29 protein-coding genes are annotated in these 25,243 nt (G+C 43.3%); 11 read left to right on the forward strand and 18 right to left on the reverse strand.

Annotated elements, in window-relative coordinates; translation table 11 throughout:
- Positions 1-91: 91 nt before the first annotated feature.
- The 4 genes from M0C34_RS09970 to M0C34_RS09985 form a co-directional block, all read right to left on the reverse strand.
- The gene (locus M0C34_RS09970; protein ID WP_248715462.1) at positions 92-439 is read right to left on the reverse strand and encodes a hypothetical protein; all 348 of its coding nucleotides are present in this window, start codon (positions 437-439) and stop codon (positions 92-94) included.
- Positions 440-482: 43 nt separating this feature from the next.
- Positions 483-1,088 (reverse strand): hypothetical protein, encoded by a 606-nt coding sequence (locus M0C34_RS09975; RefSeq protein ID WP_248715463.1) that lies wholly within the window; start codon positions 1,086-1,088, stop codon positions 483-485.
- Complete coding sequence (locus M0C34_RS09980; protein ID WP_248715464.1) at positions 1,078-1,731, reverse strand: hypothetical protein; 654 nt, start codon at positions 1,729-1,731, stop codon at positions 1,078-1,080. The genes M0C34_RS09975 and M0C34_RS09980 overlap by 11 nt, the downstream gene beginning before the upstream one ends.
- Before the next feature lie 308 nt (positions 1,732-2,039).
- Entirely contained in the window at positions 2,040-2,183 is a 144-nt protein-coding gene (locus M0C34_RS09985; protein ID WP_248715465.1) for a hypothetical protein, read from the reverse strand.
- Positions 2,184-2,383: 200 nt separating this feature from the next.
- Here M0C34_RS09985 and M0C34_RS09990 point away from each other — a divergent pair, with 200 nt between their 5' ends.
- Positions 2,384-3,292: a hypothetical protein gene (locus tag M0C34_RS09990; protein ID WP_248715466.1), complete on the forward strand. Its 909-nt coding sequence runs from the start codon at positions 2,384-2,386 to the stop codon at positions 3,290-3,292.
- 103 nt (positions 3,293-3,395) lie between these two features.
- On the opposite strand, the gene M0C34_RS09995 is transcribed toward M0C34_RS09990, so the two are convergent.
- Positions 3,396-4,640, reverse strand: coding sequence for an NADH:flavin oxidoreductase/NADH oxidase family protein (locus M0C34_RS09995; RefSeq protein WP_248715467.1), 1,245 nt, complete (start codon positions 4,638-4,640; stop codon positions 3,396-3,398).
- Positions 4,641-4,938: 298 nt separating this feature from the next.
- Here M0C34_RS09995 and M0C34_RS10000 point away from each other — a divergent pair, with 298 nt between their 5' ends.
- Together M0C34_RS10000 and M0C34_RS10005 are read left to right on the forward strand one after the other, a co-directional pair.
- Positions 4,939-6,351 carry a DASH family cryptochrome gene (locus M0C34_RS10000; RefSeq protein WP_248715468.1) on the forward strand — a complete coding sequence of 471 codons (1,413 nt, stop codon included), beginning with the start codon at positions 4,939-4,941 and terminating at the stop codon, positions 6,349-6,351.
- A gap of 91 nt (positions 6,352-6,442) precedes the next feature.
- On the forward strand, positions 6,443-6,601 hold the full coding sequence (locus M0C34_RS10005; RefSeq protein WP_248715469.1) for a DUF2256 domain-containing protein: 159 nt from the start codon (positions 6,443-6,445) through the stop codon (positions 6,599-6,601).
- 77 nt (positions 6,602-6,678) lie between these two features.
- Here M0C34_RS10005 and M0C34_RS10010 read toward each other — a convergent pair whose 3' ends face one another.
- From M0C34_RS10010 to M0C34_RS10020, 3 genes are all read right to left on the reverse strand, one after another.
- Positions 6,679-6,921, reverse strand: coding sequence for a hypothetical protein (locus tag M0C34_RS10010; protein ID WP_248715470.1), 243 nt, complete (start codon positions 6,919-6,921; stop codon positions 6,679-6,681).
- Positions 6,922-7,011: 90 nt separating this feature from the next.
- A complete protein-coding gene (locus M0C34_RS10015) occupies positions 7,012-7,500 on the reverse strand; it encodes an RDD family protein (protein ID WP_248715471.1) in 489 nt (162 codons plus the stop codon).
- Between the two features lie 115 nt (positions 7,501-7,615).
- Positions 7,616-7,930, reverse strand: a complete 315-nt coding sequence (locus M0C34_RS10020) for a hypothetical protein (protein ID WP_248715472.1) — start codon at positions 7,928-7,930, stop codon at positions 7,616-7,618.
- Positions 7,931-8,143: 213 nt separating this feature from the next.
- On the opposite strand from M0C34_RS10020, the gene M0C34_RS10025 reads away from it, so the two are divergent.
- The gene (locus M0C34_RS10025) at positions 8,144-8,290 is read left to right on the forward strand and encodes a hypothetical protein (protein WP_248715473.1); all 147 of its coding nucleotides are present in this window, start codon (positions 8,144-8,146) and stop codon (positions 8,288-8,290) included.
- A gap of 141 nt (positions 8,291-8,431) precedes the next feature.
- Here M0C34_RS10025 and M0C34_RS10030 read toward each other — a convergent pair whose 3' ends face one another.
- Together M0C34_RS10030 and M0C34_RS10035 are read right to left on the reverse strand one after the other, a co-directional pair.
- Complete coding sequence (locus M0C34_RS10030) at positions 8,432-9,049, reverse strand: DedA family protein (protein WP_248715474.1); 618 nt, start codon at positions 9,047-9,049, stop codon at positions 8,432-8,434.
- 26 nt (positions 9,050-9,075) lie between these two features.
- Positions 9,076-9,678, reverse strand: a complete 603-nt coding sequence (locus M0C34_RS10035) for a histidine phosphatase family protein (RefSeq protein WP_248715475.1) — start codon at positions 9,676-9,678, stop codon at positions 9,076-9,078.
- 356 nt (positions 9,679-10,034) lie between these two features.
- On the opposite strand from M0C34_RS10035, the gene M0C34_RS10040 reads away from it, so the two are divergent.
- Together M0C34_RS10040 and M0C34_RS10045 are read left to right on the forward strand one after the other, a co-directional pair.
- Positions 10,035-11,252 (forward strand): glycoside hydrolase family 5 protein, encoded by a 1,218-nt coding sequence (locus tag M0C34_RS10040; protein WP_248715476.1) that lies wholly within the window; start codon positions 10,035-10,037, stop codon positions 11,250-11,252.
- A gap of 137 nt (positions 11,253-11,389) precedes the next feature.
- On the forward strand, positions 11,390-12,301 hold the full coding sequence (locus M0C34_RS10045; RefSeq protein ID WP_248715477.1) for a homocysteine S-methyltransferase family protein: 912 nt from the start codon (positions 11,390-11,392) through the stop codon (positions 12,299-12,301).
- Positions 12,302-12,505: 204 nt separating this feature from the next.
- Here M0C34_RS10045 and M0C34_RS10050 read toward each other — a convergent pair whose 3' ends face one another.
- Entirely contained in the window at positions 12,506-13,120 is a 615-nt protein-coding gene (locus M0C34_RS10050; protein WP_248715478.1) for a hypothetical protein, read from the reverse strand.
- Positions 13,121-13,361: 241 nt separating this feature from the next.
- Between M0C34_RS10050 and cowN the strand changes: the two genes are divergently transcribed.
- A complete protein-coding gene (cowN, locus tag M0C34_RS10055) occupies positions 13,362-13,652 on the forward strand; it encodes a N(2)-fixation sustaining protein CowN (RefSeq protein WP_248715479.1) in 291 nt (96 codons plus the stop codon).
- 58 nt (positions 13,653-13,710) lie between these two features.
- Here cowN and M0C34_RS10060 read toward each other — a convergent pair whose 3' ends face one another.
- The 3 genes from M0C34_RS10060 to M0C34_RS10070 are packed head-to-tail and all read right to left on the reverse strand — an operon-like array spanning position 13,711 to position 14,849.
- Complete coding sequence (locus tag M0C34_RS10060) at positions 13,711-14,130, reverse strand: PaaI family thioesterase (protein WP_248715480.1); 420 nt, start codon at positions 14,128-14,130, stop codon at positions 13,711-13,713.
- 5 nt (positions 14,131-14,135) lie between these two features.
- Positions 14,136-14,558, reverse strand: a complete 423-nt coding sequence (locus M0C34_RS10065) for a NifB/NifX family molybdenum-iron cluster-binding protein (protein WP_248715481.1) — start codon at positions 14,556-14,558, stop codon at positions 14,136-14,138.
- A gap of 3 nt (positions 14,559-14,561) precedes the next feature.
- Positions 14,562-14,849, reverse strand: coding sequence for a DUF134 domain-containing protein (locus M0C34_RS10070; RefSeq protein WP_248715482.1), 288 nt, complete (start codon positions 14,847-14,849; stop codon positions 14,562-14,564).
- Positions 14,850-15,709: 860 nt separating this feature from the next.
- Here M0C34_RS10070 and M0C34_RS10075 point away from each other — a divergent pair.
- From M0C34_RS10075 to M0C34_RS10085, 3 genes are all read left to right on the forward strand, one after another.
- Positions 15,710-17,035 carry a hypothetical protein gene (locus M0C34_RS10075; protein WP_248715483.1) on the forward strand — a complete coding sequence of 442 codons (1,326 nt, stop codon included), beginning with the start codon at positions 15,710-15,712 and terminating at the stop codon, positions 17,033-17,035.
- Positions 17,029-17,655 (forward strand): peptidoglycan-binding domain-containing protein, encoded by a 627-nt coding sequence (locus M0C34_RS10080; RefSeq protein ID WP_248715484.1) that lies wholly within the window; start codon positions 17,029-17,031, stop codon positions 17,653-17,655. Before M0C34_RS10075 ends, M0C34_RS10080 begins: the two co-directional genes overlap by 7 nt.
- Before the next feature lie 182 nt (positions 17,656-17,837).
- Positions 17,838-19,289, forward strand: coding sequence for a CotH kinase family protein (locus tag M0C34_RS10085; RefSeq protein ID WP_248715485.1), 1,452 nt, complete (start codon positions 17,838-17,840; stop codon positions 19,287-19,289).
- Positions 19,290-19,427: 138 nt separating this feature from the next.
- Here M0C34_RS10085 and M0C34_RS10090 read toward each other — a convergent pair whose 3' ends face one another.
- From M0C34_RS10090 to M0C34_RS10105, 4 genes are all read right to left on the reverse strand, one after another.
- Positions 19,428-19,793 carry a hypothetical protein gene (locus tag M0C34_RS10090; protein WP_248715486.1) on the reverse strand — a complete coding sequence of 122 codons (366 nt, stop codon included), beginning with the start codon at positions 19,791-19,793 and terminating at the stop codon, positions 19,428-19,430.
- Complete coding sequence (locus M0C34_RS10095; protein WP_248715487.1) at positions 19,794-21,152, reverse strand: voltage-gated chloride channel family protein; 1,359 nt, start codon at positions 21,150-21,152, stop codon at positions 19,794-19,796.
- 213 nt (positions 21,153-21,365) lie between these two features.
- Positions 21,366-22,646 (reverse strand): 4-aminobutyrate--2-oxoglutarate transaminase, encoded by a 1,281-nt coding sequence (gene gabT, locus M0C34_RS10100; RefSeq protein ID WP_248715488.1) that lies wholly within the window; start codon positions 22,644-22,646, stop codon positions 21,366-21,368.
- Positions 22,647-22,665: 19 nt separating this feature from the next.
- Positions 22,666-24,123: an NAD-dependent succinate-semialdehyde dehydrogenase gene (locus M0C34_RS10105; protein WP_248715489.1), complete on the reverse strand. Its 1,458-nt coding sequence runs from the start codon at positions 24,121-24,123 to the stop codon at positions 22,666-22,668.
- Between the two features lie 162 nt (positions 24,124-24,285).
- Here M0C34_RS10105 and M0C34_RS10110 point away from each other — a divergent pair, with 162 nt between their 5' ends.
- Entirely contained in the window at positions 24,286-25,206 is a 921-nt protein-coding gene (locus tag M0C34_RS10110) for a LysR family transcriptional regulator (RefSeq protein ID WP_248715490.1), read from the forward strand.
- The last annotated feature ends 37 nt before the right edge of the window (positions 25,207-25,243 follow it).

Consider the following 25,243-nt stretch of genomic DNA (forward strand, 5'->3'; position numbering starts at 1 on the left):
CGATTGGGTTGTTGGGGAGCAATCTAATTCTAAGGTTGTCTCCTTTAAGTAACTAATCTTGTGGTGCCGGCATACACCGGCGCTTACAAGGCTATTTGTAATTAACCTTTCCATTCCTATATTGCCAAAACACCCTTAGATTAGGCTTATCTTTAGGAAATACATAACCCTCTAGGTTGCCATTACCCAGATCTCTACAATTACTTTTATGCATCTTAGCTGAATTACTTAAACCATTATTTTGATGTAACAGCTTAAACTGGAGTCCGATTTCACCACAAAGGCTAGAACTACTAGAGTAATGAATAGAATATAACCCATTGTAGTTGGTGGCTGTATATGTACTACCACTGACATTAGGTTCTTCACCACCCATGTAATAAAAAAAACCAACTACCAGTAACATCATCACAACAAGCGACTTAAAAAAGAATTTCATTTCACATATACCTTATTTAGACGATTGATGGTATTAAACATAACTAAAGCTGCGTACAAAGCACTTCTTCTATTTTTTCAAATCTGTTCGTTAATAAATTTAGATGATACAAATCCTCTAATTCACACTCAATAAGTATATAAAATGTAAGCGCCCTATACCTTTGGTAGTCAATCCTTGCTAGTTCTCGGTAATTGTTATCAATCGAAGCCCAAATATTGAAAATCTGAAAAAACGATTCCACGAACTCTTCAACTAATTGATTGGCTTTTTCGCATTCCCCCGCCTTTTCATGTATTTCATATTTTAAGTTTGTAAATTTAAGACCACCTTTAAATTTCACATTCTCTAATGACAAAGCTAACTTTGGAATTAACGCGCTTATATCTTTTTCGTAATGAGAGCTTTTCTTATCAATAAGCTCCATTTTGCGTTGAACCAGTTGTTCTTTGAGTTGTAAACCTAAGAAAATCAGCGAAAACCCAGTAATTAGAGGTCCCACAACCCCGCCAAAAAAGCCTCCCATTCGAGCCCAGTCCTCATGGCTATTCCATAACCCAATACCAAACTTATAAGTGTATAAGCCGGTGGGGACAAAGACTAAAGCTAAACAACAAAATATTGCTAATACTGTAAGTTTACTCATCATGTTTGCGTTCTTGGTTTAGGTTTGCTTTGTTATCTACTTGTAGTTTAGCTATAGGCTTAGCGCGTCGATAAAGTGCAAGTAACATTTTTAGTTGAACCAACTCGTCATGCTTCGAAAGCTTTTCTAAAGCTTCAGCTTGTTTACGTTTTAAATTTAGGGAACGATGAAGTTCACCTACCGAGTTTTTGACGAAAGCTATTTGATCATGTTGTTGAGCGGCTTCTAACTCTTTCATTTTGAACTGAGTCAATTGGCGCTTTTGATACTCCCTATGGATAACATTGTAAGTTGCAGCCACAGTAGTAAAAGAACCAGCTATTGAGCCTACCAATAATGCGATATCTTGTGCCGGTTCTATTAGTAACGCTAATTCTATGAAGCCGGGTGAAGCGTATTGAATTTCTTTTACGGTTGGCTTGTGCATTGGGTGTACATATTTACCCATCGCACTAAAGAAGTGAACAACGCTAGCACCGCCCAGCCAAGGCATTCGTTCAAATTCTAGCTCGCCAAACACCCCATTTTCCACTTGGATTAAAGTATGGAAGAACCCATAAAGTTGCTGATACTCTTTAGTTAAGATAGTAAAGTCGTCAAGGTCCCACTTGTTATCTAAATGAATTAAACTCGTTCCATATTTCATACGTAAACCTGTTTTTTAGTTGATAAATCGAACGCTAGCATAAAATATAAAGATAAACAGTATTTTAAATGTAGTTTCTTCATCCCAATAAAAAAGCCCGCTTAACGCGGGCCTTCTTATTTAAACAACTTAAACGCTTTTTTGCGGCTGGTTTTCCGCTTGGTAGAGCGTTTCTTTTTGGTGGTTTTGGCCTTAGCTTTCGCCTTAACTATGCCGCCACCTTTTGAGTATTTATAACCTGGCTTAAGCTTGCTGCTCGATGCGCCGCTTTGATACGTGGCTTCTTTTTTACTCGCCTTAATCTATGATTACTTTTTGGTTAATTCTTGCTGCAGTTCCAGCTTGTAAACACGTTTATCCATGCGATTGAGCAAGCGCCAATGCAGCACTAAGAACACAGCTATTAAGCCCGAATGCGGCGTAAACCCTAAGTCTGTTAAAGACTGCCACATGCCCTAGCCTTTCATTTCTTTGCCCAGCATAATCAGCGCCGTGATAGTAAAAAACTCAGGTTAAAGCGGTAGTATTTAGAGTAAAACCCTTTAACCGTCACCTTACTTTTATTTATATATAAGTTAGCGTGTTGCTGAGAGCACCATTGGTACCTATACTTTTTAGCTAGTGAGTCGCAACTTAATAAAAGGAGTTGATTATGGAAATTGCAATCGGTATTGCTGTTTTCGCAGCCATTATAGGCATTGGTATAGCAATCTTAGCCTTTTCATTTTTACGCCCACCGAGACCAGAACGTATTGAAACTATAGATATCGATCTTACGAGTAATGTAAATTGGATATGTCGTTCATCGTACTGCAACTATGAGGGTAATTGGGCAGTGACTACGTCTGCTAATTTTGGCGAAGAGGCCGAGTTACTCTCCGTTTCCGTTCACTTAGTGCAATTTAACGAGGCCGGAGATAGGGCTGTTAACCAAGTATTAATTGGTGATGAAGCTACAGGTGGCTTCGAATTAGCAACCACAAATAGGCAGTTTTTCCCCGCTACAGGGCTTTATAAGATAAGTATAAGAGCCCAAACAGTAGGTGGCTTTATTAACGCGAAAACCATAGAGGTATTTTTTAACTTTGAAGACTCTTTTCAATACTTAGATTTTGGTCGGTCGTCAGGAAGTCCGAGTGTTTATATGGATCCACAACGCGCCTTTTACCGACGAGCATTTAGTTTTCTATCACCAGACGCAGACAATGTTGCAGTGCCAGAGTTAGTAGACAACGACAAAAAAGCCGCACTTATTAGAACCTGTCCAAAATCAATGAAGCTAGAAAAAATAGAATATCTTGAAGGTTACCACCCAGTAATTGGTTCTGGCGAGCCAAACCTAGGAGTACGAACCATCTTGGTTTCGGTGTCTCGACCTGGTGATAGCTCTCCTATTGAGACAATCGAAATACCGAGACAATCAACTAAAGACTTAGCGCAAAGCCTTATCGTAGAGCAAGGCATAGAGACCTTAGTTGAAGTACGGGACCCTGATCGCAGCGGATACTCAGTCTCCAACACAACCTATAGTATCGCTTTTCATTTTAGTAGGATCCCATAAGAGGATTGCTGCCACAAAACATCGCGTAGCTTTTTAAATAACCAAAATTAGTTCGGCAGAACCTTGATTAATCAAGGTTCTGCTATTTTATGGGTATTACTGCTTACGCTCGGCGCTTTTTAAACGCCAGCCAGCCTGCACTTAATATTGTTTTAGCCACCACACCAAGAGCACTTAATTTAGGATCGGCTTTTTTACCCGCAGCGATACGCCACATTTGGTGTTCATACCAAACCAAGCCTACCATCGCCATTTTATCTAAGCCTGGTTTACCCGTTGTTGGCACGGTGAGCGGCATACCATGGTCTGGGTTGCCAATTAACTTATTAGGAAACTCAGGGTCAACCGCCATAGTACGGGCAATGCCAATGAAGTCTGTCGCCGATGTATTGAGCGCTTCGTTCATAGCTGGCCCGGTTCTAAAGCCACCGGTGACTACGAGCGGTGTGCTAACCAATTTACGAACTTTTACCATGTAATCCATAAAATAGGCTTCGCGTTTTATTGTGCTGGCCTTTAGCGGTTCGCTGTTATTTTTTGCGCCCATCATCGAGGGGCTTTCGTAAGTACCGCCCGATATTTCGATTAAATCAATCCCCTTATCACTGAGTGTTTGCACCACCTGCATCGACTCTTCTTCGGTGAAGCCGCCTTGCATAAAATCAGCGCTGTTTAGCTTAATGCCAACTGGGAAATCATCTCCCACTTCTTTACGGATTGCCCGATACACTTCAACTACAAAGCGAAGGCGGTTTTCGAGCGAGCCACCCCATTGATCGTTTCTTTGATTATGCCGAGAAGATAAAAACTGGCTCACCAAATAACCATGCGCGCCATGAATTTGAACCCCAGTAAACCCAGCCTGTTTGGCTAGCTTGGCACTGGTAGCAAATTGACTAATGATCTCATAGATGCCTGTTTCAGTGAGTGCGCGTGGCGTATTAAAGCCTTTTTCTAATCCACGCCCCAAAGCAATAGCAGACGGTGCCACTGGCTCTTCACATAAAAACTTAGGGATTTGCTTACCAGGGTGGTTAAGTTGCATCCAAATCTGAGCGCCATTCTGCTTACCCGCCTCGGCCCATTGACTAAATAAGGCTAAGTTACTGTGTTCATCTAACACAACGTTTTTAGGTTCACCTAGCGCCTGCCTGTCTACCATTACATTACCGGTAACAGATAAGCCAATACCGCCCTTAGCCCAACGTTTGTATAGCGTAGCTAAGCCAAAAGTGGGGTTATGTTGCTTATCGCCTAGCTGCTCGCTCATTGCTGATTTGAACAAACGGTTTTTAATCACTTGGCCATTAGACAGTGAAAAAGGTTGGCTGAGCTGATTCAAATTCATATTTGATGTTACTGCTATATTGATTGTAATGATGGCTGCAGTATGCGCTATTTTGTTGTTAGTTCCGAACATTTAGCGGCTTTTAGCTTCTTGATTTAGTCAAGCTCTACAAATTTGTGTAACCAGCAATAGCTAAACGATAAACGCTGGCTTTCTGGCTTACCTTTTAAGGTAGTAACCATGCTGTTTGCTAGTCACTAGGTGGAAGCGTTCTGTTTAAGGTATTTACTTTAACCGCTGAACTTAAGCCAGCTAAACCTCGTAGTAATACTTATGAATAACAACCCGAGTAAGTATTTTGGCTGAGCCCCGTTTGCCCAAGCACGCCTTACCCAAGAATAGAGCCTTGTATTGGTTTAGTGAGGATTTACGGCTTAAAGACAATTTAGTACTAAGCGACTTAATTAGTCGCCACCAAAGCATCGCTTTTATTTATTTGCTTGATCCCGCTTGGTTAATACCTAATAACTTCCAGCATTGTTTGTTAGGGGCTCACCGCCTTAGATTTATCGTTCACTCACTGCTTGATTTAGAACAGCAGCTGGCAAGATTAGGTCATACGCTGCATATTTGTCAGGGCGACCCAATTAAATTGATACCCCAGTGGGTCACTCGCCATGGCATCAACCAAGTGGCATGCGCTAACCATGTGGGTTGGTATGAATCTAACACCCTGCACGCACTAAACCGGCTTTTGCCTCAACAGTTTATCGCTAGCGAATGGAATAACAGTTTGTTTGGTCAAAACCTGCTTGAAGCATACCCACTGTTTGAAAACCCGCTACAATTTGAAAGCTTTTCTAAGTTTCGTAATACTCTGGAAAAAGGCCGCGCTGAGGTCACCTTACCTTGCCAAACATGGATAGGTGATTTGCCCGCCCCGTTTAATTTGCAGGGCGAGTTTATCAGCGCAATGCAACTGCAAGAACTGCTTGGCTTAGCCACCCCAAGTAAAAGCGAAGTGGCAGTTGCCAGCCAAGAGGTATTTTTAGCCGGAGAACAAGCCGCGCTAGCCCACTTAAACGATTATTTTAGTAGCGCGGCTCCTAGCACTTATAAACAAACCCGTAACCAATTAGATGGCTGGCAAAGCTCTACCAAGTTGAGCCCCTATTTAGCCAATGGCAATTTGTCACCTAGACAGATCTGGGCGGCCGTTAACAAATATGAGCGTGAGCATATTAAGAACGAATCTACCTACTGGATAAAATTTGAATTATTGTGGCGAGAATATTTTCATTGCTTGGCCGTAAGGCAAGGGGCGAGCCTTTATGCATTTAAGGGCTTAAGCCAACACAAACCATTGAGCGCGTTCTACCCAGAGCGCTTTGCTAAGTGGTGTAACGGTAACACTCCCTACCCCTTAGTAAATGCGTGTATCAAGCAACTTATGCAAACGGGTTTTATCTCTAATAGAGGTAGGCAAATTGTTGCTAGCTGTTTAGTACATGACTTAGGTATTGATTGGCGTTATGGTGCGGCTTATTTTCAGCAACAGCTTATCGATCATGATCTAGCGTCTAACTGGGGCAATTGGCAGTATATTGCTGGTGTAGGCGTAGACCCTAGAGGGGGACGCCATTTTAACATTACTAAGCAAACCGCTTGTTATGATCCCCACGGAGAGTTCATTGCCAAATGGCAAGGAGCAGTGACCAGCCAATCTTTAGATTCGGTCGACGCGGCCGATTGGCCCAACATGGCTGACTAATGCGATTGGTCAGCGTTTATAGTTTGGTAAGCCCTTTGAGTGCTGTAACACTCTGCCTAGGGCCAGCACTTATACAGTTTGTCTGTAGATTATGAAAAAGTCTCAACTTCCCAGTAAGCTGTGTTTAGTGTGCCAGCGGCCGTTTAATTGGCGTAAAAAGTGGGCACGTGATTGGCCATTAGTAAAATACTGTTCTAAGCGTTGCGCCAGCAATAAGCGTTGTGCTAGGCAAGCTCTAACTAAACCCTGAAATTAGCCCTTTTGCCGGCGGACAATAACGTTTGATCAGTTTTCTACTCGTTACAGGGGCTTTGCTATAAGCGCCACCTAGTGCGATAGTAAATATTTAATACCAAGACCCGCCACCAAAAGAGCGACGCCTAAACCCAAGATATACTTTGGCCCATGATCAGATTTATCGCTGGGAACGACTTTATAAAATTGCCTGCTCGGATGATCAGAACCGAGGCAAACGGGGATAAGTTCTGTCAGTTGCGGAAGGCCTGTAATATAGGCAAGTAAAGTATAAACAACTATCAAACCGCCCAAAATAATAAAAAAGTAACTCACAGGTTCACCAGCTTATAACGCCGCAAGCACGGGCAATGGCCAGCAGCTTGCCGGGCTGTGGCCTTTGCCCCCGAGGAGCGTAGCGACAAGTTAGTGACTTGCATTGTTAGCTGCTTTGACTACCACTGTGCCTGCCAAGTAGTCACCTATTCTTCGCTTGCTTTTGCCCAGTATTAGAAGCATGTCGATCATAGCCAAAAAAGGAATTGTTATGTTCCTTAAAAAGGACTGATAAAGGGTACAGTAAGCGCCAGTTTTTTTGCTAATCACCGATATTTTGTAGAGCGATTTACCAAGGCTACGCCCCTTTGGAAGAGCATCGCACAGCAGGTAATAACCACAAGCAACAGCAGCGACGAAAGCATCTTGAACCGTTTGATCCAGTTGCAAATGTTGAGCTATGGCAATAACAATTACACCCAGCACACCCGCAAAAAGAAGGTCGAAGCCATGCGCCATATATCGCGCACCTCTGCTAGCGAGAGCGGGCTTCACGACTTTGGGTTTAAGCTCTTCCGTTGCTTTCGGAGCGTCTGCTACCGATTCCAAATTACCGATAGTTGGTTCTACTCGTTCCATGATTTGATAACTTCTCTTGTACAGTTAACGCCTTTTAAACGGAAAATTACTGTTGGCTAAAATGTGTGAGGCACGAACAACAGCCAACTGTAATTTGTCGACTTGAAAACCCTTGTTATAAGGCTTTTTCAACACAGTATCTATTTGCTTTAACTTCGATAATCCCTATATCACCTTCAAAACAGAAACCTGAATCCGATTCATAAATAGACTCAATTTCACCAAGGTATGGAACGTTATCAGACGTTGTTAAATTTGCTCTGATATTTAAGCCAATAAAACTTACGGTGATTGGGTTCGAATCAATATTATTAGCAAACACCTTAAACTTCCGTCCGTCTCCGACCAAGAGAAGAAACTCTATATATAAGTTTTGATGATCTAAAGTAAATGATAATAAATCAGACTCTGAAAGTTCAGTGAGCTTCATACTTGCCTTATAACGCTAAGTAGGAAGCACGTGCTTCCTATCCCATTCAATGAGCACGCTTCCTATCACTGAAAGTGTGACTTAGCGCAAAATTGCCAGTCGGTTCATGCTCTCTCTTTAACTTATTGTCTACTTTGAGGTTTTCTTTTAATTTTATCAATAGTCAGTGTTCAAGTTTTGTAGACCGTTTTGACAAAAGCAGCTTGAGAACCAATGAGTCTGTATATAGTCACAGTGGAAAAGTGCGCAAGCCCTAAACGTTCAGTTTTCGTCATGTATATATTAGAAGCACTGAGTGAAATGATGAGTGTTGCGAAAGATGAAGGCGGGTTTGAAGGTGTGACTGGACTACCTGCTTAACAAACAATGAGGCAGGAATAAGATAGACCACGAATGCCCAACAGCCTCTTTCAAGCAATAATTATCCAACTTAGTTGTAAGCGATCAGCCTATATTGTCCGCCGATACCTATAACCGTGATTTATTGGTAATAACTTAACTTCAGGGTTGTTTTTGCGGGCCGGGTTTCGGTTCAGTTCGCCACAATTGGTAAAGTGTTACCAAAAATACGCCTAGCATTAGCACGCTCAAGGCCGTTAGATTTTGCATGCCCATGGCGTCAAAGGTGGCACCAAACGAGTAACCGCCACCAACTAAAACTAGCACCCATATTAGGGCTGAGCTGGCATTGAGAAGAGAAAACTTGCGCCACGGCATATCGGTTAAACCTAGTGGCAAGGCCCCAATAGTTCTAAGCCCTTTGGGGTAGCGATAAATAAAGATATAAGCGGTGCCATAACGCTCGGCAAGTAGGCGCGCGCGTTTAAATAGCTGACCAAATTGATTGGGTTTATCTAGCCAACCTGCGCCATAGGTTTTTGCCAGATAAAAACGCAACTCGTCACCTAAATAGCCGCCAGCAAAGCTTGCAATAGCCACCGCTCCAAGTTCTAGTGCGCCGGTATGTGCAGCGTAACCAGCAAACAACGGTAACCAGCCACTTTTAAGTGCACAATAGGCAAACACTATCAGGTACACAATAGTGCCATATTGGTTAAGTAAATTAAGAAATGCGTCCACTATAAGACCTTGTTTGCCGTGTTTTAGTGTTGTGCTCATCAGCGAAAATCGCTGAGCGCAGTAAATTAACGAGGTTTAACCCGCTTTCTTGCTACGACTCGCACCTCACCATGTTCAAGTCGTTTAACCAGTATTAACTCCCCAGATTGTGGGTACACACCGGTTAGCGCAGTGATATTAACTTGATGGGTTACCAACACCGTGGGTAGCGTTAAGTTTTGCTGGGCTAACCATTCTTTAAGCGTTTGGGTTTGTTGTTCTTGGCGTTGAAATTGCCGGTAAAAGGAGTTTAAAGCCAGCAATTCCTTTACCTCACCAAATTTAAGTAAGCGAGCAGTGTCTAGGCAGCGGCACCACTGGCTTGAAAATACCCTTACCCGATCTATGCCGTGTAGACGAAACTGCTCGCCAATAGCGCTGGCTTGCTGTTGCCCTTCTGGCGACAAGTTACGTTGGGTACTACAATCGTTTACATCAAAATGTGTAGGGTCGCCGTTACCAGGGGCAATCGCATGTCGCAGCAATACAAGGTGGTTTGATGATTTGAGCTCATCCCAGAAGCCTGTTTGATTGGCCTGTGCGTGGTTTGTTGCTAACACCATTAGGCTTATTAGCAAACACAGTCGTAACACCACCACTTGTAACTCGCTAGGTTTAGCCCAATACATGTCGGCCTCATTGGAGGTAAGTTTATTGCTTGATTATTTATACGCAGCTTGAGGGGCTTAAGCTCAATACTAAACGTATTAAAATCAACGCGCTCAACTATTCTTGGCGGTTTGTATTGCTTTAGATTACTACCAGTAAGCAGACCAAGTCACCATACAGCCGCTAAACATGATCATGGTTGCTATTTTGTTGGCTTCCCCTTGTTTTTATTAAGCTAAGTTGTTATTGCTCGCATTAACAATACCTTAGCTTTTAAAAACAACGCGTTTTAGTTTGAGAGTAATCAGCCGTGCATAACCAAATCAATAAACATCACAATACAAGATCATTTACGCGCCAATTCAGGGCTTGTGTTATGGCTATTATATTCGGTTTATTGAGTACTGCTGCTATGGCCAACTTTGTCGATACTAAAGGCACATCTATCGTTGATGAACATGGCCAAACATTGTTTCTGAAAGGCATAAATTTAGGAAACTGGCTGCTGTGGGAAGGTTACCTAATGATGGGCGACTATCAATATCGCACTCATACTCAGCTGTTTAACTCTCTAACAACGGTGTTTGGTAGCGAGGCTAAAGCGCGCGAATTTGAACATCAATGGCGTTTACATTATGTGGACGATCAAGCCCTTAAAGCGTTAAGACAGTTAGGCTTTAATTCAGTACGAGTCCCCTTTCATTACCGGCTGTTTTGGCAAGATGGTCAATTAACAGACCGCGGCTTTGAATACTTCGATCGTCTTATTCAATCAGCCGGTAAACATGGGATTTACGTATTGTTAGACATGCATGCTGCTCCCGGCTACCAAAACCCCGGCGCCCATGCTGATAACCTACAGTCTAATGCCAGCCAACCGCGAGACTCGGTGGGGTTTTGGGATAACAGTGAAAACATAGAAATTGCTGCTAAAGTGTGGCGACATATTGCACTGCGCTACAAAGACGAACCGGTAATTTGGGGCTACGACTTACTTAACGAACCGGTTCCGCAACACGGTCGAGAACTCGAGTTGCTTAGCTCATTGATTACTCTGCGTAACGCCATAAGAGAAGTGGATACTCAACACATCATTGTTGCCCAAGGATCTTGGTGGGGGTCTGACCTTACGAAGTTAGATTGGACCGACCCAAAGGTGCAACAAGCGTCAGGGGTCACCGAACAGTGGGACAACAAGTTGGTGTATCAGCTTCATCATTACGGCCCCGCGGCAGACACGATTGGCCGAGAAGCTATTACCAATAAGTTAAATGTTCCACTCATAATTGGCGAGTATGGCGAAAGCAATAATGCCAATATCGCAAAGATCACTGCGTGGGCCAAACAAGATCTGGCCGGTTACTTTGCTTGGTCTTTTAAGAAGATGTCGCATGATAAAACGCTGTGGACGATACCACCTAACAGCGCTTACCAACAGCTAAAACACCACATCAACACAGCGCAACCTGGCTCAGATGATTTGTACCAAGCGATGTTGCACTTTGCCCAAAGCAACATCAAAAATGGTCATCCGGCTTTGCAATGGCATGGTGACTTTTATCAAGCGATTTATCCTTCGCTTACTGCTGAGTAGGCTCTACAATGTAGGCCGCTTAAAGCAAGAGTAATGAGTACTAAGCAGTGGATCACTTAAATGGAGTTCGCTATACCACTCTGCTACTCTGGCCACACATACATCTACTACTCATTACGTTGTCGAGAACAGATTAAATGCACAAATTAACCATACTCGATGGTGGCATGGGCCGCGAGTTGCAAGATATTGGCGCTCCTTTTTCGCAGCCACTGTGGAGTGCTCAAGCACTAATAGAGGCGCCCGAGTTCGTCAGCCAAGCTCATCAAAACTTTGTCGACGCGGGTGCTGAAATAGTCATTGTAAATAGCTATGCCTGCGTGCCTTTTCATTTAGGAGACGCGCTTTATCAAAGTGATGGTGCGAGGCTAGCGACTTTAGCAGCCAGTATTGCCCATAATGTTTGTATGAAGGCTACGTCAAGCAATAGGCCTATAAGTGTTGCTGGCGCGATCCCCCCGCCATTTGGCAGCTATCGCCCTGACTTATTCGATGCCGATAAAGCCAAGCTAATTGTTGCCAGCTTAGTTGCCGCCCAGCAGCCCTATGTTGATCTTTGGCTAGCCGAAACTATCTCTAGTATAAAAGAGTTTGAGGTGATTCAAACAGCATTGAGCACCACAGGTAAAAGCTGCTACTACTCGTTCAATTTAGATGACCGTGTCAGTAACCAAGCCTGCCTACGCTCAGGCGAATCTGTCAGTAGCGCAGCCAAGCGAGTATGCCAAACCGGCGCTAAGGCGATACTCTTTAATTGCTCCATTCCAGAGGTGATGGAGCAAGCCATTAAAGACGCCAAACAAGTAATAGAGGCACAAGATGGCGATGTAGAAATTGGCGTATATGCCAATAACTTTATGCCGATTAAAACCGACCATGAAGCCAATAGTTCACTACAGCCAATGCGCGAACTCTCGCCTGATGATTATCTCGTTTATGCCAAACGTTGGTATGACGCAGGGGCAAGCATCATTGGAGGCTGTTGTGGAATTGGCCCCGCGCACATTAACGCGTTATCTCAATGGAAATGCGCGCTTTTAGACCAATAAGTACAGGATTTAATGTGTTTCAGGTTTACATTGAGTTAGTGGGCTAATTTTCTAAAAATAGTTCCAACAAACCAGCAATGCGGTTAAAGCTTGAAATAAAGCCGAGTAGCGCTTAGATACTCGGCGTTTAAATGGTTGGATTACCCTCATCATCTTATTAATGTGCGTGAGTAATCGTTGAGTTAACTCGCTCTTGTTTATTGGCTAGTTGTTCTTTGAGCTATGAGTTTTGTTTAATCTTCTCGTGACTAAGCCAAGCAAAGCTAAAGAAAACACCGCAACGCTTGCTGGTTCGCTTACATTGACACTAGACCTTGCGTTGGTATTAGCAGGGATACTGTCGCTGAAAAGATCAATTTGTAAGAACATAGAACTGGTCACTTCGGTTTCTGGCAAGGCAAAAGATACGCTGTCGGGCGTGAAACTGGTTTTTACTCCGCTTATATTGCTGGTAACATCGATGTGGGTGAGTACGTTATTTGGCTGGCCTATCCAATCAAGGTCTGACAGTACAAAACTCAAAAAGCCTTGTCCGTTACAGGTAAACCAGCCGCAATATGGGCCATTTTCAAAATTTAGCCTAATAGCATCTGCTAACACATCGATATTAAGAGAATTTTGAAAGTTAAAGTAGTCGGCGTACTCAACTGCATCACTTACGGTGGCAGCTAAGGCACCATTTCCTTCGCACAATTGGTGGTCTGAACCAGAACTTTGCGTACAGTTTAAATACACTTCATCGGTAATGAGTGTGGCAGCGCTTAGGCTTGGGTAGAACAGTGCTACTGTTAGCGTTAAAACATAGAGTAGATTTCTCATCGCCTTTCCTTGCAATTTAATGTTGGTCAAGCTGTGAAAGCAGTTATTAAGCCACTATATATAATCTATTTATTTACATGAGCTTACACTGAGTTTCTATCGTTATTTGTTGTTTGAGTAAATCTGTTTTGCATTCTGCAATTAACTAGCAATGGTAAGCCGTCGGCATGGTATTAAGTTTGCAATACCCGCCTTACGCTCATCAGCCTTGACGAGCTAAATGTAAAATAGGAGCGACAAAATGAGTGACCATAACCAAGCTAACGACCGTTATGTGTCGTTCTGTGGTATTAACTGTGATGGTAATGCCGATAAGTTGATTGAAATGTTAGAACAACAGCTTAGTAGCAACGGTGGTGCAGCCTTATGGCGTGAGTACTTTGCCCGTGCGCGGCAACAGCAAGTAAAATTGGCTCAAGACAATCTTCATTTTATTGGTAATCAAACCAACTGTTTGTATGAGTATTTTGAACAATGTAACGATGAAAAAGCACTCGCACTGTTGTATAAAGTAGAACAAGAGTGTTGTTAGCTTCTCTACAATTGGAGGCCTTAGTAACAGATTGCTACTCGCTAAATGACCTAGCCGCTTAAAATTCACTGGCGACAAACTTAGCTTCAGCACGCGCTACTACCTCTAAATCATGGGTAATATGAGCTTCTAGCTTGTAAATGCCTCTACGGTGACTTAACAACCTAGCCGTTATCAGTAACTGCTGGCCTACTTTTATCGGTTTGATGAAGCGGGTTGAAAGTTCAGCGGTTAAAGCAGTGACCTTATGGCGAAAAAGACAATGGGTCATACTGGCGTCAAGCAACGTACAAATAAGGCCACCATGAAGTAAACCATTATATCCTTGGTGATTAAGCCCTACTTCAAAGTGACCAACCACACTGGCTTCACCCTCAGGCTTAAAACGTAAGGCTAATGATGAAGCTTGTTGAGCTGTTGATCCGCATGCTACGCATTGGGTATGTAGTGGGTTAATGCTGTGAGTGTTGATGGGCACCTTGATTAATGCTTACAACAACCAGTGTGTTTACCTTGAAGTCCACTTTTTTGGCAACAAGCTTGTTGCTTGCTTGCGTTACCAGAAGGTCTGCCCTCGGTGGCTAGGCATAACTGATGTAAACTGACCTGCTCTGGTTGAAATAAATCATCAACGCTGGCTAATCGTCCTTGGGTTTGAAACACCATAAGGTCTTTGGCTAACAGCTTGTTAAGCATTTTGTCGCCTATGTTTTTTATCAGTACTCGTTCTACTTTATAACGGTCAAACAAATCTAGTATTTGCTTTTTGCCGTGGCAGCCTTCATTTAAACTTGGGTTTGCTCTACTAGCTAACAAAACACCTGCGCCATCATAAAACGAGAAACTCATTGCTTTAGTAAAATGGCCGGCTAGTTTATCGTTGTTTACGGGTATTGCTGTGATCATGGCTTACTCCTTGTCGGCATTGCCGGTAATTAGTGCTTTTCCGTGGCTTAGGCAGTCAGTGACTTTGTACCTAGCCCCTTTTAGTATGTTGGCGAGGGTTTGACGTGAAACCCCCATTTCTAACGCGGCCTGTTGTTGTTGCATTCCCAGTAAATCCACTAAACGTAGCGCTTCAAATTCGTCCTCTTGTAAGGTGACTGTTTCAAGTTGACTGAGAGGAAGGCCGTTGGGTTTAAAGCATTGGTTGGCCGCTCGGCCACACACATGACGTCTAATTTTAGGTCTAGGCATAGTACTGTCTCTTGTCTATATGTGGCATATGCTATTTATACCCTTGGTTATTGGCATATGCAATCTATTTTTGCCGTAAGCAAGTTATTAGCGATCCTCAAGAAAATCTGAGCGCCTTTAGGGAGTTTACAAGCTGATAAAAAACGAGAGAGGTGAATAGCTATAAAAAGCTTAAGGAGAATGATAATAACTATTTAATAGATATACATTATCGATACTTAACAAGGCCATGTGGATATTTATGTCAGAAAATTTTACACAAATAAATTAACGCCTATATTTATCGCCAAAACATCATTGATAACTATAACATTAATTTATTGGCACCTAGTATGCTTGTATATCAGTTGAGTTAATTTAGCGCTCTCAATAAATTTAAAACAATGATGGCGTAAATGTTGGAACACTTAAACGTTACTAAATATAAACAATAATTAGTAATTTTCCTTTACTGTTTAAAGGAATTTAAAATGACCATTCATCGAAATGCCTCACTGCTTCATCCTCTCTATCTAATAATTTTCGGCTTAAAGTACCTGAAGATGCCAATCTTTATATTTTTAATGACGTTTTTAGTTATTTATAGGGCTAATGCAAGCGTCATTTATCAAACAGACCCATTAAACTTTACTACTCACGATCAAAGCATGTGGGGTAATGGAAACGCTCTCGTTTATGAAGATAGTTTTTTCTTAGGCCAAACTTGGAACAATAGTACTGTTGGCTATGGCACCATAATTGGTGGCATTTCAGAAACCACAGTAGCAACCAACCCATCTTGGTGGGCATGGAAAGCATGTGTAAGTACGTTCGGGTGGTTTTGTCCCTCCGAACCGGAAAAAAACAATATAGTAGCCGTTTTGGACACTCGGACTGGAGCAACAGTAGACTTCACCACTTCAGGTAAGATGGGATTGGAATTTGGATACACGATTAATAGTGGTTCTGTTGATGCCAGTGCCAACTTTCTCGCTTCTGCTGTTTTGCCTAGTAACAACCCAGCCGAACAAGAGTTTTTTAATTTAAACCCAAATAGTCAATTGGCAGGAGGTGAGATAAGTACTCAATCGCCCGAAGCAGAAGCTTACATTAGTGCTATTGCAGAATTGTCTGGCTCAGTTACGGGAACAGCCTGTTTGATTGCAAATGGATGCATGACTGGCTCTGCACAACTACCTACCATTGATGTAAACCAAAAAATCATTGTATTAGACCCAAACAGTTTAAAAATTCTTCCTGATTTACCCGCACCATTACCAGATCCGCTGGCTGAGCTTAGCCTACTTAATCAAGCGCTAACCCTAGAAGGCACATTAACGCCCATAGCAACGGCGCCTTTTGTTGCTCCTGGCTTTAAGCTTTCTACCGCGTTTGGAACCATAGTGGATACTACCCCCACTGGAACTCCCGAACTTGAAGTCGAAGTCGCGTCAATTGAAGCGCAACTGCCTAACATATCTACCAGTGGAGGAGTGGTTGGCAATATGATTACTTCTAGTGGGCGAGATGACATTATTAAAGCGAGAATTGATCTTGACGGCATAGCGTCAATGTATGGTATTCCACCGCTTGGTTTAGGTTTATCTTTAGTAGATATAGCGGGATTCAAAATTGGTGCTCGTTTCGATGCCTTGGATATAGATGCTGGACCAGATTTAGGGATTACTCAAGACTTCGAATTAAGCCCAACATTAATGGTGAATCTAGCGTTTAGTAATCCCATTCTGATTGCTGGATTAGAGGGGCTACACAGCAGTTGGCAAGGCCAATGGGATATGCTGCCAAGTTTTGCCTTACTTAAAAGTACCACCTTTAGCCCTACTTTTTGGTTAGATACAATGTTAACTAACTCTTTGGGTCTTGACCTAGGCTTAACGGGCACAATGGATTTATTTAAGCTTGGCGCTGGAGTTAGTGTCGCCGGCATTGATCTGTTGTCAATTGGTCCAATAAGCCTAAACGAGATTTTAGGCTTTGGTAACGAATTGTTTTCAACAGACAAACTGCTGTTACCCATTGTTGATAATTCGTTTGTACTTTCTGGGTTTAATGATATTAAAGCGGCTTCGTTTACTATTGGTGTGCCCGAACCCACTAGCATATTACTTTTTGTGTGTGGCTTGATACCTTTACTATTTGTGAGGCATAGAAAAGTGCGCCGTCTTGGAGAGCAGTTAATATGTTAAAAGGTAGCGTTGTTTTTTATCTGATTTGCATGAACCTATATTTAGGCACGGCTTTTATGGCAAAGGCCGCGGATATAAATGGTCATTTTGGGGTCAGAGGAGCGGGCCTTGTTAGTTGCAACTTATACCAAGCAGAAAGAAAAGCAAAGTCGACGGCTTATCATGTTATTGCAGCGTGGATGGACGGGTACATTACAGCCAGTAACCAATATGCTTTAGACGTTTATGATGTAGCTTCCTTTGAGAGCACCGAACTTATCGCTTCGATAGTCAATGAGCATTGTGTTAAACACCCCGAGGCAATTGTTTTTTCGGTAGTCAATTCTCTAATAAAGCAATTATCACTCACGAGTATTAAAACAGCATCAAATAAAGTAGTGATAAATGCAGAAAACAGAGAAGTGTTACTTTACGAAGAGCTTATTGTAAGGATGTTAAGTGAATTGGCCAGCATAGGTTTTTATCATGGCGATATAAATAGTGAATTCAACAATGAAGCCGAAAATTCGATTAAAAAGTTTCAATCGTCTGTAGGGCTTAATCCAACGGGGTTTCCAGACCAAATAACGTTATGGAGATTATTTAATCGCGATGATAAATCTGCTTCTCCCGCTCAGTAATGGTAAATGCAGTAAATCACTGATACATAGCGCTTGTGACCAACCTGAACAAGCGCTACTTAGGTAAGCTTAACCCCTTTTTCATTGCACCCTTTCTGCACCGTGTCTGCACATTTATTTCATACCATTGAGTTCAGCGTTGGCGATGCTTGACGCAACGAACATCAATAAAGGAGATTTAAATGTTCATACCATTTTGTTTGCGCTCTACTCGGCAAGTTGTTGTGCCCTTGCTTGCAATCATTCTGATGGCTTCTATAACCGTGCCCCTTTTAAGCGCCTGTGGTGGAGGCGATAGTATCGTTGCAGAAGACCTAAGCGAATCTGAAGAATATAGCGATACGGATTTCGAAGCGACCGACTGGACAGAAGACTCTCATAGTAAAAACGTAGATCCCAACTTTTCTGAAGTGTTTGATGATAGCCAAGTAAAACGCCTGGATTTTGTGGTTACCGAAGCGCGCTGGCAAAATATGTTAGATGATATGACTGCGACCTATGGAAGTTTTGGCCAAAGCAATGGTCAGTCTAACTTAATAGACAGTGATGAAAACCCAATTTTTGTTCCTGCAGATATTTATTACAACGACACTCAGTGGTATCGAGTGGGAATTCGTTTTAAAGGTAACTCTTCTCTACAGTCCAGCTGGGAGCAAGGAATATTGAAGCTAGCATTTAAGTTAGATTTTGATGAGTTTGAAGATGAATACCCACAAATCGATAACCAACGTTTTTTTGGTTTCAAAAAGCTGAGTCTGAAAAACAACTATGATGATGAATCATTAATGCGAGAAAAGGTCGCTGCCGACGTATTTAGCGATGCTGGCTTAGCTGTCTCGCATACTGCCTTTTATGCTCTTTACATAGACCATGGTGAAGGACCAGAATACTTTGGCTTATATACCCTAGTAGAAGAAGTTGACGATACCGTTATCGATACCCAGTTTACTAGCGATGACGGCAACCTATACAAACCAGAAGACGATGGAGCCACTTTTGTATACGGTACCTTCAACCAAGACGATTTTGAGAAAAAGACTAACGAAGATGATGAGGATTGGTCAGACATTTTGGCTTTGTTTGAAGCGTTGCATGATGACAACATAAACAGTGATCCAGACACTTGGCGGACAAATTTAGAAACGTTGTTTAACGTAGACGGTTTTCTTAAATACTTGGCGGTAAATGGCATTATTCAAAATTGGGATACTTATGGCTTAATGCCGCATAACTTTTATTTATATAACGATCCTGATAGCGCTACTCTCACTTGGATACCTTGGGACAATAACGAAGCTCTGCAAGACGGTAAAATGGGCGGCGCACTGAGTTTAGATTTTTTCGACTTAGATGATAGTGACTGGCCTTTGATCGCCAAGATATATAACGATGAGGTGTATAAAGCCCGTTATAACGAGTATTTGACAGAAGTGATGAGCGACGCCTTTGAGACAACTAAAATGCAAGCAAGATATGATTTCTATTCAGCCTTGTTGGAACCATATGCAAGCGCAGAGCGCACAGGCTATTCATTTCTAGAGAGTACTAACGACTTCTATCAAGCCGTCGACGAGCTTAATAGCCATGCCTTAAGTAGAAGCAATGCAGTGACGCGTTATTTACAACAGCAATAAGCCACAGCCAATGGTGTAATCAACAATTAACTCTGGCTTGTACTGCCTACAATGCCAGAGTTTCTATTTTTCTATCCCAAGGGAGAAACGTTGCTGTTATCGCCAAAAGGCCTAAGCTGTAAAGCATTAATTAATGGTTTAGTCGGGGAAAATCACCATATTCCAGGCGGGTAAAGGGGTATTGTAGGGGTTGAGCCGCCACGGTTTTGCCTTGGTTTTTTGGTCTATCAGCTTGCAGTACAAACTCAAGTCATGGGTTTTATAGCCCTTGGCAAACTTAAAGTTTTCTTGTTTATCGTCTAGTTCCATCCACACAATATCTGGACCTGCCGACAGCTGACAACGAATAGGTCGATCAGAATTCGAGGTGACAGTGGCTTTTAGTTCTTCATCTTCGTAACGGGTTGTTAGCGTACCTGGGTAAGCCAACACAATAGTCGACCCAGTGATTAAACAGATAGCGAATATCAATCTACAGATACGAGCTGGTGTCAATAATTGCATTTATTTGACCTGACTTCTAAACCAACGCGCTATTTTGTTGCGGGTTGCCCTAACCTCACCGAGCGTTTTTTCGTGCGCTGCAAAATTAACCGACTTGGGTACCGCTATTCTCTGTGATGAATAGATACCCGTATGGCCACTAAAATAATAGGCTACAAAACAGGCTACCGCGAAGTACAGCAAATGGTCGGAACCGAAAAGCTCTACTCCCATAATGGTACACGCCAAGGGAGTGTTGGTTGCTGCGGCAAATACCGCGATAAATCCAAGCGCGGCAAACAGATCAACCGGGGCGCCCATGACCCAAGCTAACGTATTACCTAAGGTAGCGCCAATAAAGAACAAAGGCGTTACTTCCCCACCCTTAAAACCTGCGGCCAAAGTAATTGCAGTAAGCAGTAGCTTTAACATCCAGCTGTACCATTCTGCCCCCCCTTCATTAAAGGCGCTGATGATACTTACTCCGCCCTCGCGAGAGCTGTTAACACCTAGGCCGATATAATCTTGATGTCCTATTAGGTGCACTAATCCGATAACGATAAGTGCGCCAATCACCACAATCAGGTAGGGATTTTTAAACAGATGCTTAAAGATGTCCTTAAACATGAACACCGCTTCGCCAAACAGAAAACCCGTGAGGCCAAATGCAATCGACGCCAGTAATACTTTACCCAACAGCCATAAATCTACATGCATGACATGTTCAAATAGCATCACATGCTCTAAAAAATCGATTTTGTATTGAGTATGTGGTGCCCCCCAAGCGGTGCACACTACGTCGGCGAGAATTGCCGCAAATAGGGCTGGTATGACCGAGTCGAAACGAATTCGGCCAAGGGCTAATACTTCTAAAGCAAAAATGGTAGCGGCTAATGGTGTGCTAAACAAGGCTGAGAACCCCGCTGCTACGCCTGCGCTTAGTAGTATTTGATAATCGCGGCCATTTAGCTTAAACCATTTGCCGTAAGCTGCGCTGCAGGCGCCGCCAATTTGCACTGCTGTGCCTTCTCGGCCGGCGGAACCGCCAAACAAATGGGTGACCACGGTGGAAAATAATACCAAGGGTGCCATTCGCAATGGGATCCCTGCGCCTGGCTGATGAATTTCATCAATGATTAAATTATTGCCTAACTCGGCGTTTTTACCAAAACGCCGATAAACAAATACGACCGCAATACCGGCAAAGGGAAGAAAATAGAGTAAATACGGCTTGGCAGCGCGAGTATGACTGGCGTAGTCCAGTAACCACAAAAACATGGCGTTGAGTGTTCCCACGGCGATGGCCATTGGGATCAGTAACAATAACCAACGAAGTAAAACCAAGAGAGTGCGAGGGCTATTGGGAAGCGGGTTAGCCATGTTTGTTCCTTCAAATCGTAATCGCGACTATGGCTACAAAACTGCCTAAAATGAAAGTGATACGCAGCCAAGAAGATCATTATCATTTAATCATGGCATAGAATATAGATCTGGTTAAGTCTTTGTTTACTATAAAGCAAAAACAAAAAAGCGAACCGACACGGTTCGCTATACCGACAAACAAATTTTTTGGGTGCATAACACGCTAGGTATTTAGCGGGCTAAGGCCTTAAACAAGGCCACAAATTTTTCTATCCCCTCGTCAAGAATTGGGTCTTCGATGGTTAAGGCGGGTAAAAAACGTATTACGTTGCCATAGAAACCACATGCCAGCAGCACTAAACCGTAATCTGGCGCCTTAGCGATTAACTGCTGAGTTAATTCTGTGTTAGCGCTCTCTGAATGACCTTCACTAATTAGCTCCATCGCTATCATTGCGCCAGATATACGAATATCGCCGATTAATTGAGGATACGCTTTACGCAATTGGCTTAAACAATCATTAAATTTAGCGCCAATGTGTTCAGCTCTACCCAGCAACTGTTGTTTGTCAATTTGATCAATAACCGCTAATGCTGCGGCACAGGCCACCGGTGAGCCGCCATATGTGCCCCCTAAGCCGCCTGGCAATGGTGCATCCATGATGTCGGCTTTACCGACAACCGCTGATAGAGGGAAACCGCCGGCCATGCCCTTGGCCATTGTTATCAGATCGGGTTCAATACCCGCGTCCTCGCAGCTGAACATTTTACCGGTGCGTCCAAAACCAGTCTGTATCTCATCAATGATCAGCACGATACCGTGTTCATCACAGAGCGCCCGTAAAGCTTGAAGTAGGGCTTTCGGAGCGGGATAAAAGCCCCCTTCTCCCTGAATCGGTTCGATAATGATTGCAGCAACATCTTGTGGCCCAATGTCGACTTTAAATAAGTTACTTAAAGCCTTAAGGCTTTGTTCAGTGGTTACGCCATGCATCTCCATTGGAAATGGCACGTGATAGATGTCGCCGGCAAAAGGGCCAAACAAGTGTTTATAGGGCGTAATTTTACCCGTTAAAGCCATGGTTAGGTTGGTACGCCCATGAAAACCACCGTTAAAGGCCACAACACCTCGCCTACCGGTAGCGGCACGCGCTATTTTTACCGCGTTTTCCACGGCTTCAGCCCCAGTGGTCACAAACATCGCTTTCTTAGCGCTGTCGCCTGGGCTTAATTTAACTAACTGTTCGGCTAACTCTACGGCACTTTCGTAAGGATTAACCATCACACAGGTATGACTAAACTTATCTAGTTGTTCTTTAACCGCAGTGACAACCGCGGGGTTACTGTGCCCGGTATTACATACTGCTATTCCAGTACCAAAATCAATGTAGCGATTGCCTTCTACATCCCATAATTCGGCGTTAAGCGCTTTTTCGACAAAGACCGGATAAACGTTTCCTTGACCTCTGGCAAACACTGCTTGTTTTCTTTGTTGTAGCTCTTGGTTTGACATTACATATACTCCTTCACCGCTAAGCGTTTAAGCCGCCTAAACACAAATATTTAATTTCCATATAATCATCTAAGCCGTAGTGCGAACCTTCACGACCATTACCAGATTGTTTAACGCCGCCAAATGGCGCGGCGGCATTTGAAATAATGCCTTCGTTGACTCCCACCATGCCGTACTCTAATGCTTCGCCTATTCGCCATACTCGACCAATGTCGCGCGTATAGAAATAGGCGGCTAGGCCATATTCGGTGTCATTGGCAATATCAATGGCCTGCTGTTCTGTTTCAAACATGATTAAAGGCGCGACGGGGCCAAATATTTCATTAGCGGCAATAGGCATGTCGTTAGTCACATGGGTTAAAATAGTTGGCGTGTAAAAGTGGTTGCCAGCTGGATGGTTTTCACCCCCACATAACACCTTAGCGCCCGCGTTCACCGAGCTCGTCACCAATGCGTCTACAGCTTGTTTGGCTTGCTCACTAATCATTGGGCCAATGACAACACCGTCTTCTATTCCATTGCCAACTTTAAGCTTGCTTAAGGCTGTAGCCAACTTTTCACTAAAAGCTTGGTAAACATTTTTTTGTACTAAGAAGCGATTTGCGCACACGCAGGTTTGACCAGCATTGCGGTATTTTGATGCCAAGGCACCCTGTACGGCAGCATCTAAGTCAGCATCGTCAAACACGATAAATGGTGCGTTACCGCCCAGCTCCATAGACACTTTTTTTACCGTGCTAGCGCATTGGGCAATGAGTTGCTTGCCTACGGCGGTAGACCCGGTAAAGGTAAATTTGGCGACTTTAGGGCTGTCAGTTAACACTTTACCCATAGCGCGCGCGTTTTCGCCAACCACAACGTTAAATACCCCGGCAGGAATACCGGCTCGCTCGGCGAGCTCTGCCATTGCGAGTGCAGACAAAGGGGTGAGCTGTGCGGGGCGAACCACAAAGGTACAACCGGCGGCGAGGGCTGCTGCTGCCTTTCTGGCAATCATTGCATTAGGGAAGTTCCATGGCGTAACGGCTGCAACAACACCAACAGCTTGTTTAATCACCATGATACGTTTATCTGCTGCGGGTCCGGGTATTACGTCGCCATAACAGCGCTTACCTTCTTCGGCAAACCAATCTAAAAAAGCGGCACCATAAGCAATCTCACCTTTTGCTTCGGCTAGGGGTTTACCCTGCTCTAGGGTTAAAATGGCCGCTAAGTCATCCTGATGCTCTAACATCAATTGATACCAGCGCCTTAACAACCCTCCTCGCTCATTAGCCGATTTGGCTGACCACGATTTAAAGGCCTTGCTGGCTGCATCAATAGCCGCTTCTACGCCATCTGTACCGGCATCTTCTACCTGAGCAACCAATTCTCCATTTGCGGGGTTTAACACCGTAAAGCGGGAAGAGCTGCTAAGCCACTGGCCATTGATATAAGAACGGGTCTTGAGTAGCTGTTTATCGCTAATGATTTCCATGATGGTGCGCTTCCTTATCAACCGTTGGTCTTGTGCTTACTAATAATACGTTCAATTCGATAACCGCGAGTTATTCAATTAACTGACTAAGTCCATTGAACATCAAGTTAAAACAAGGTTAAATATCAAACATTAAAACTAAAGTTTGAAGTTTATAAAACAATGCTGGACCCAACAAATAGTAAACAACTTACCGAGTATGACCTTCGATTATTAAGGGTATTTAAAGCGGTGGTTGAGCATGGTGGTTTCGCCGCGGCTGAAAACGCATTGGGGATCACCCGTTCAACCATTAGCGTACATATGTCTAGCTTAGAGAGTCGAATGAACTTGCGACTTTGCGTACGCGGACGTAGCGGTTTTGCCTTAACAGAGCGAGGCCAAATTGTTTATCAAGCTTGTTTGAAGCTATTTTCGTCAATTCAAGAGTTTGGCTCGCTGGTGGATAACTTAGGCAAGGCGCTTAGTGGAGAATTGGTGATATTGTATTCTGATCTGTTAGATCAGCTTAGTATTGCCCGTCTGGGTGAGGCAATTAGCATGATAAAACAACAAGCCCCAAGTCTATGTATATCCTTAAACATGGAATCTGTCGCTAATATAGAATCTGCCTTAATCAACAACACCGCCCATGTTGGCTTTTATCCGGCCTATCGACAAATTGATGGCTTAATTAGCCAAGTGGTATTTGCTGAGTCAATTTATCTTTGTGCCAGCAACCAGTGTGGTTTGTATACGATGAATGACGAGCAGATTGATCAACAAGTACTCATTAAATACTCAGCTATTCACCCTGGTATTGAGCTAAACCCAAAAGGTAGAGCACAACTACAGCAACTAAATTTTGGTGCCAAAGGCTATCAGTTTGACAGCCGTCTAGCACTAATTTTGTCGGGTGCGTATATTGGTTATTTACCACTCAGCGAGGTGAAGCCCTACCTAGACAGTCAACAAATCCGCCGTATAAAACCCGATACCTTTTGTTATCCCTTTGAGTTGAGCCTAGTAAACAAAATTAATCCAAATGATAAAGAAAAAGTACAGTTGGCGATTGATACCCTAAGTGATGTTTTTGCCCATTAAACCCGCATTGAGCTAAGCAAAGCCTAAAGCCATTGCT

It is taken from the genome of Agarivorans sp. TSD2052, assembly GCF_023238625.1.
Taxonomy (GTDB): domain Bacteria; phylum Pseudomonadota; class Gammaproteobacteria; order Enterobacterales; family Celerinatantimonadaceae; genus Agarivorans.

Coding starts and splice junctions, on each gene's coding strand:
- M0C34_RS09990 (WP_248715466.1), top strand. CDS start 2,384: ATGGAAATTGCAATCGGTATTGCTGTTTTCGCAGCCATTATAGGCATT.
- cowN (WP_248715479.1), top strand. CDS start 13,362: ATGAGTGACCATAACCAAGCTAACGACCGTTATGTGTCGTTCTGTGGT.
- M0C34_RS09995 (WP_248715467.1), bottom strand. CDS start 4,640: ATGAATTTGAATCAGCTCAGCCAACCTTTTTCACTGTCTAATGGCCAA.
- gabT (WP_248715488.1), bottom strand. CDS start 22,646: ATGTCAAACCAAGAGCTACAACAAAGAAAACAAGCAGTGTTTGCCAGA.
- M0C34_RS09985 (WP_248715465.1), bottom strand. CDS start 2,183: ATGTGGCAGTCTTTAACAGACTTAGGGTTTACGCCGCATTCGGGCTTA.
- M0C34_RS10050 (WP_248715478.1), bottom strand. CDS start 13,120: ATGAGAAATCTACTCTATGTTTTAACGCTAACAGTAGCACTGTTCTAC.
- M0C34_RS10105 (WP_248715489.1), bottom strand. CDS start 24,123: ATGGAAATCATTAGCGATAAACAGCTACTCAAGACCCGTTCTTATATC.
- M0C34_RS10015 (WP_248715471.1), bottom strand. CDS start 7,500: ATGGAACGAGTAGAACCAACTATCGGTAATTTGGAATCGGTAGCAGAC.
- M0C34_RS10035 (WP_248715475.1), bottom strand. CDS start 9,678: ATGTATTGGGCTAAACCTAGCGAGTTACAAGTGGTGGTGTTACGACTG.
- M0C34_RS09975 (WP_248715463.1), bottom strand. CDS start 1,088: ATGATGAGTAAACTTACAGTATTAGCAATATTTTGTTGTTTAGCTTTA.
- M0C34_RS10095 (WP_248715487.1), bottom strand. CDS start 21,152: ATGGCTAACCCGCTTCCCAATAGCCCTCGCACTCTCTTGGTTTTACTT.
- M0C34_RS10085 (WP_248715485.1), top strand. CDS start 17,838: ATGTTCATACCATTTTGTTTGCGCTCTACTCGGCAAGTTGTTGTGCCC.
- M0C34_RS10090 (WP_248715486.1), bottom strand. CDS start 19,793: ATGCAATTATTGACACCAGCTCGTATCTGTAGATTGATATTCGCTATC.
- M0C34_RS10065 (WP_248715481.1), bottom strand. CDS start 14,558: ATGATCACAGCAATACCCGTAAACAACGATAAACTAGCCGGCCATTTT.
- M0C34_RS09970 (WP_248715462.1), bottom strand. CDS start 439: ATGAAATTCTTTTTTAAGTCGCTTGTTGTGATGATGTTACTGGTAGTT.
- M0C34_RS10030 (WP_248715474.1), bottom strand. CDS start 9,049: ATGAGCACAACACTAAAACACGGCAAACAAGGTCTTATAGTGGACGCA.
- M0C34_RS10025 (WP_248715473.1), top strand. CDS start 8,144: ATGAGTCTGTATATAGTCACAGTGGAAAAGTGCGCAAGCCCTAAACGT.
- M0C34_RS10005 (WP_248715469.1), top strand. CDS start 6,443: ATGAAAAAGTCTCAACTTCCCAGTAAGCTGTGTTTAGTGTGCCAGCGG.
- M0C34_RS10020 (WP_248715472.1), bottom strand. CDS start 7,930: ATGAAGCTCACTGAACTTTCAGAGTCTGATTTATTATCATTTACTTTA.
- M0C34_RS09980 (WP_248715464.1), bottom strand. CDS start 1,731: ATGAAATATGGAACGAGTTTAATTCATTTAGATAACAAGTGGGACCTT.
- M0C34_RS10070 (WP_248715482.1), bottom strand. CDS start 14,849: ATGCCTAGACCTAAAATTAGACGTCATGTGTGTGGCCGAGCGGCCAAC.
- M0C34_RS10045 (WP_248715477.1), top strand. CDS start 11,390: ATGCACAAATTAACCATACTCGATGGTGGCATGGGCCGCGAGTTGCAA.
- M0C34_RS10110 (WP_248715490.1), top strand. CDS start 24,286: ATGCTGGACCCAACAAATAGTAAACAACTTACCGAGTATGACCTTCGA.
- M0C34_RS10040 (WP_248715476.1), top strand. CDS start 10,035: ATGGCTATTATATTCGGTTTATTGAGTACTGCTGCTATGGCCAACTTT.
- M0C34_RS10080 (WP_248715484.1), top strand. CDS start 17,029: ATGTTAAAAGGTAGCGTTGTTTTTTATCTGATTTGCATGAACCTATAT.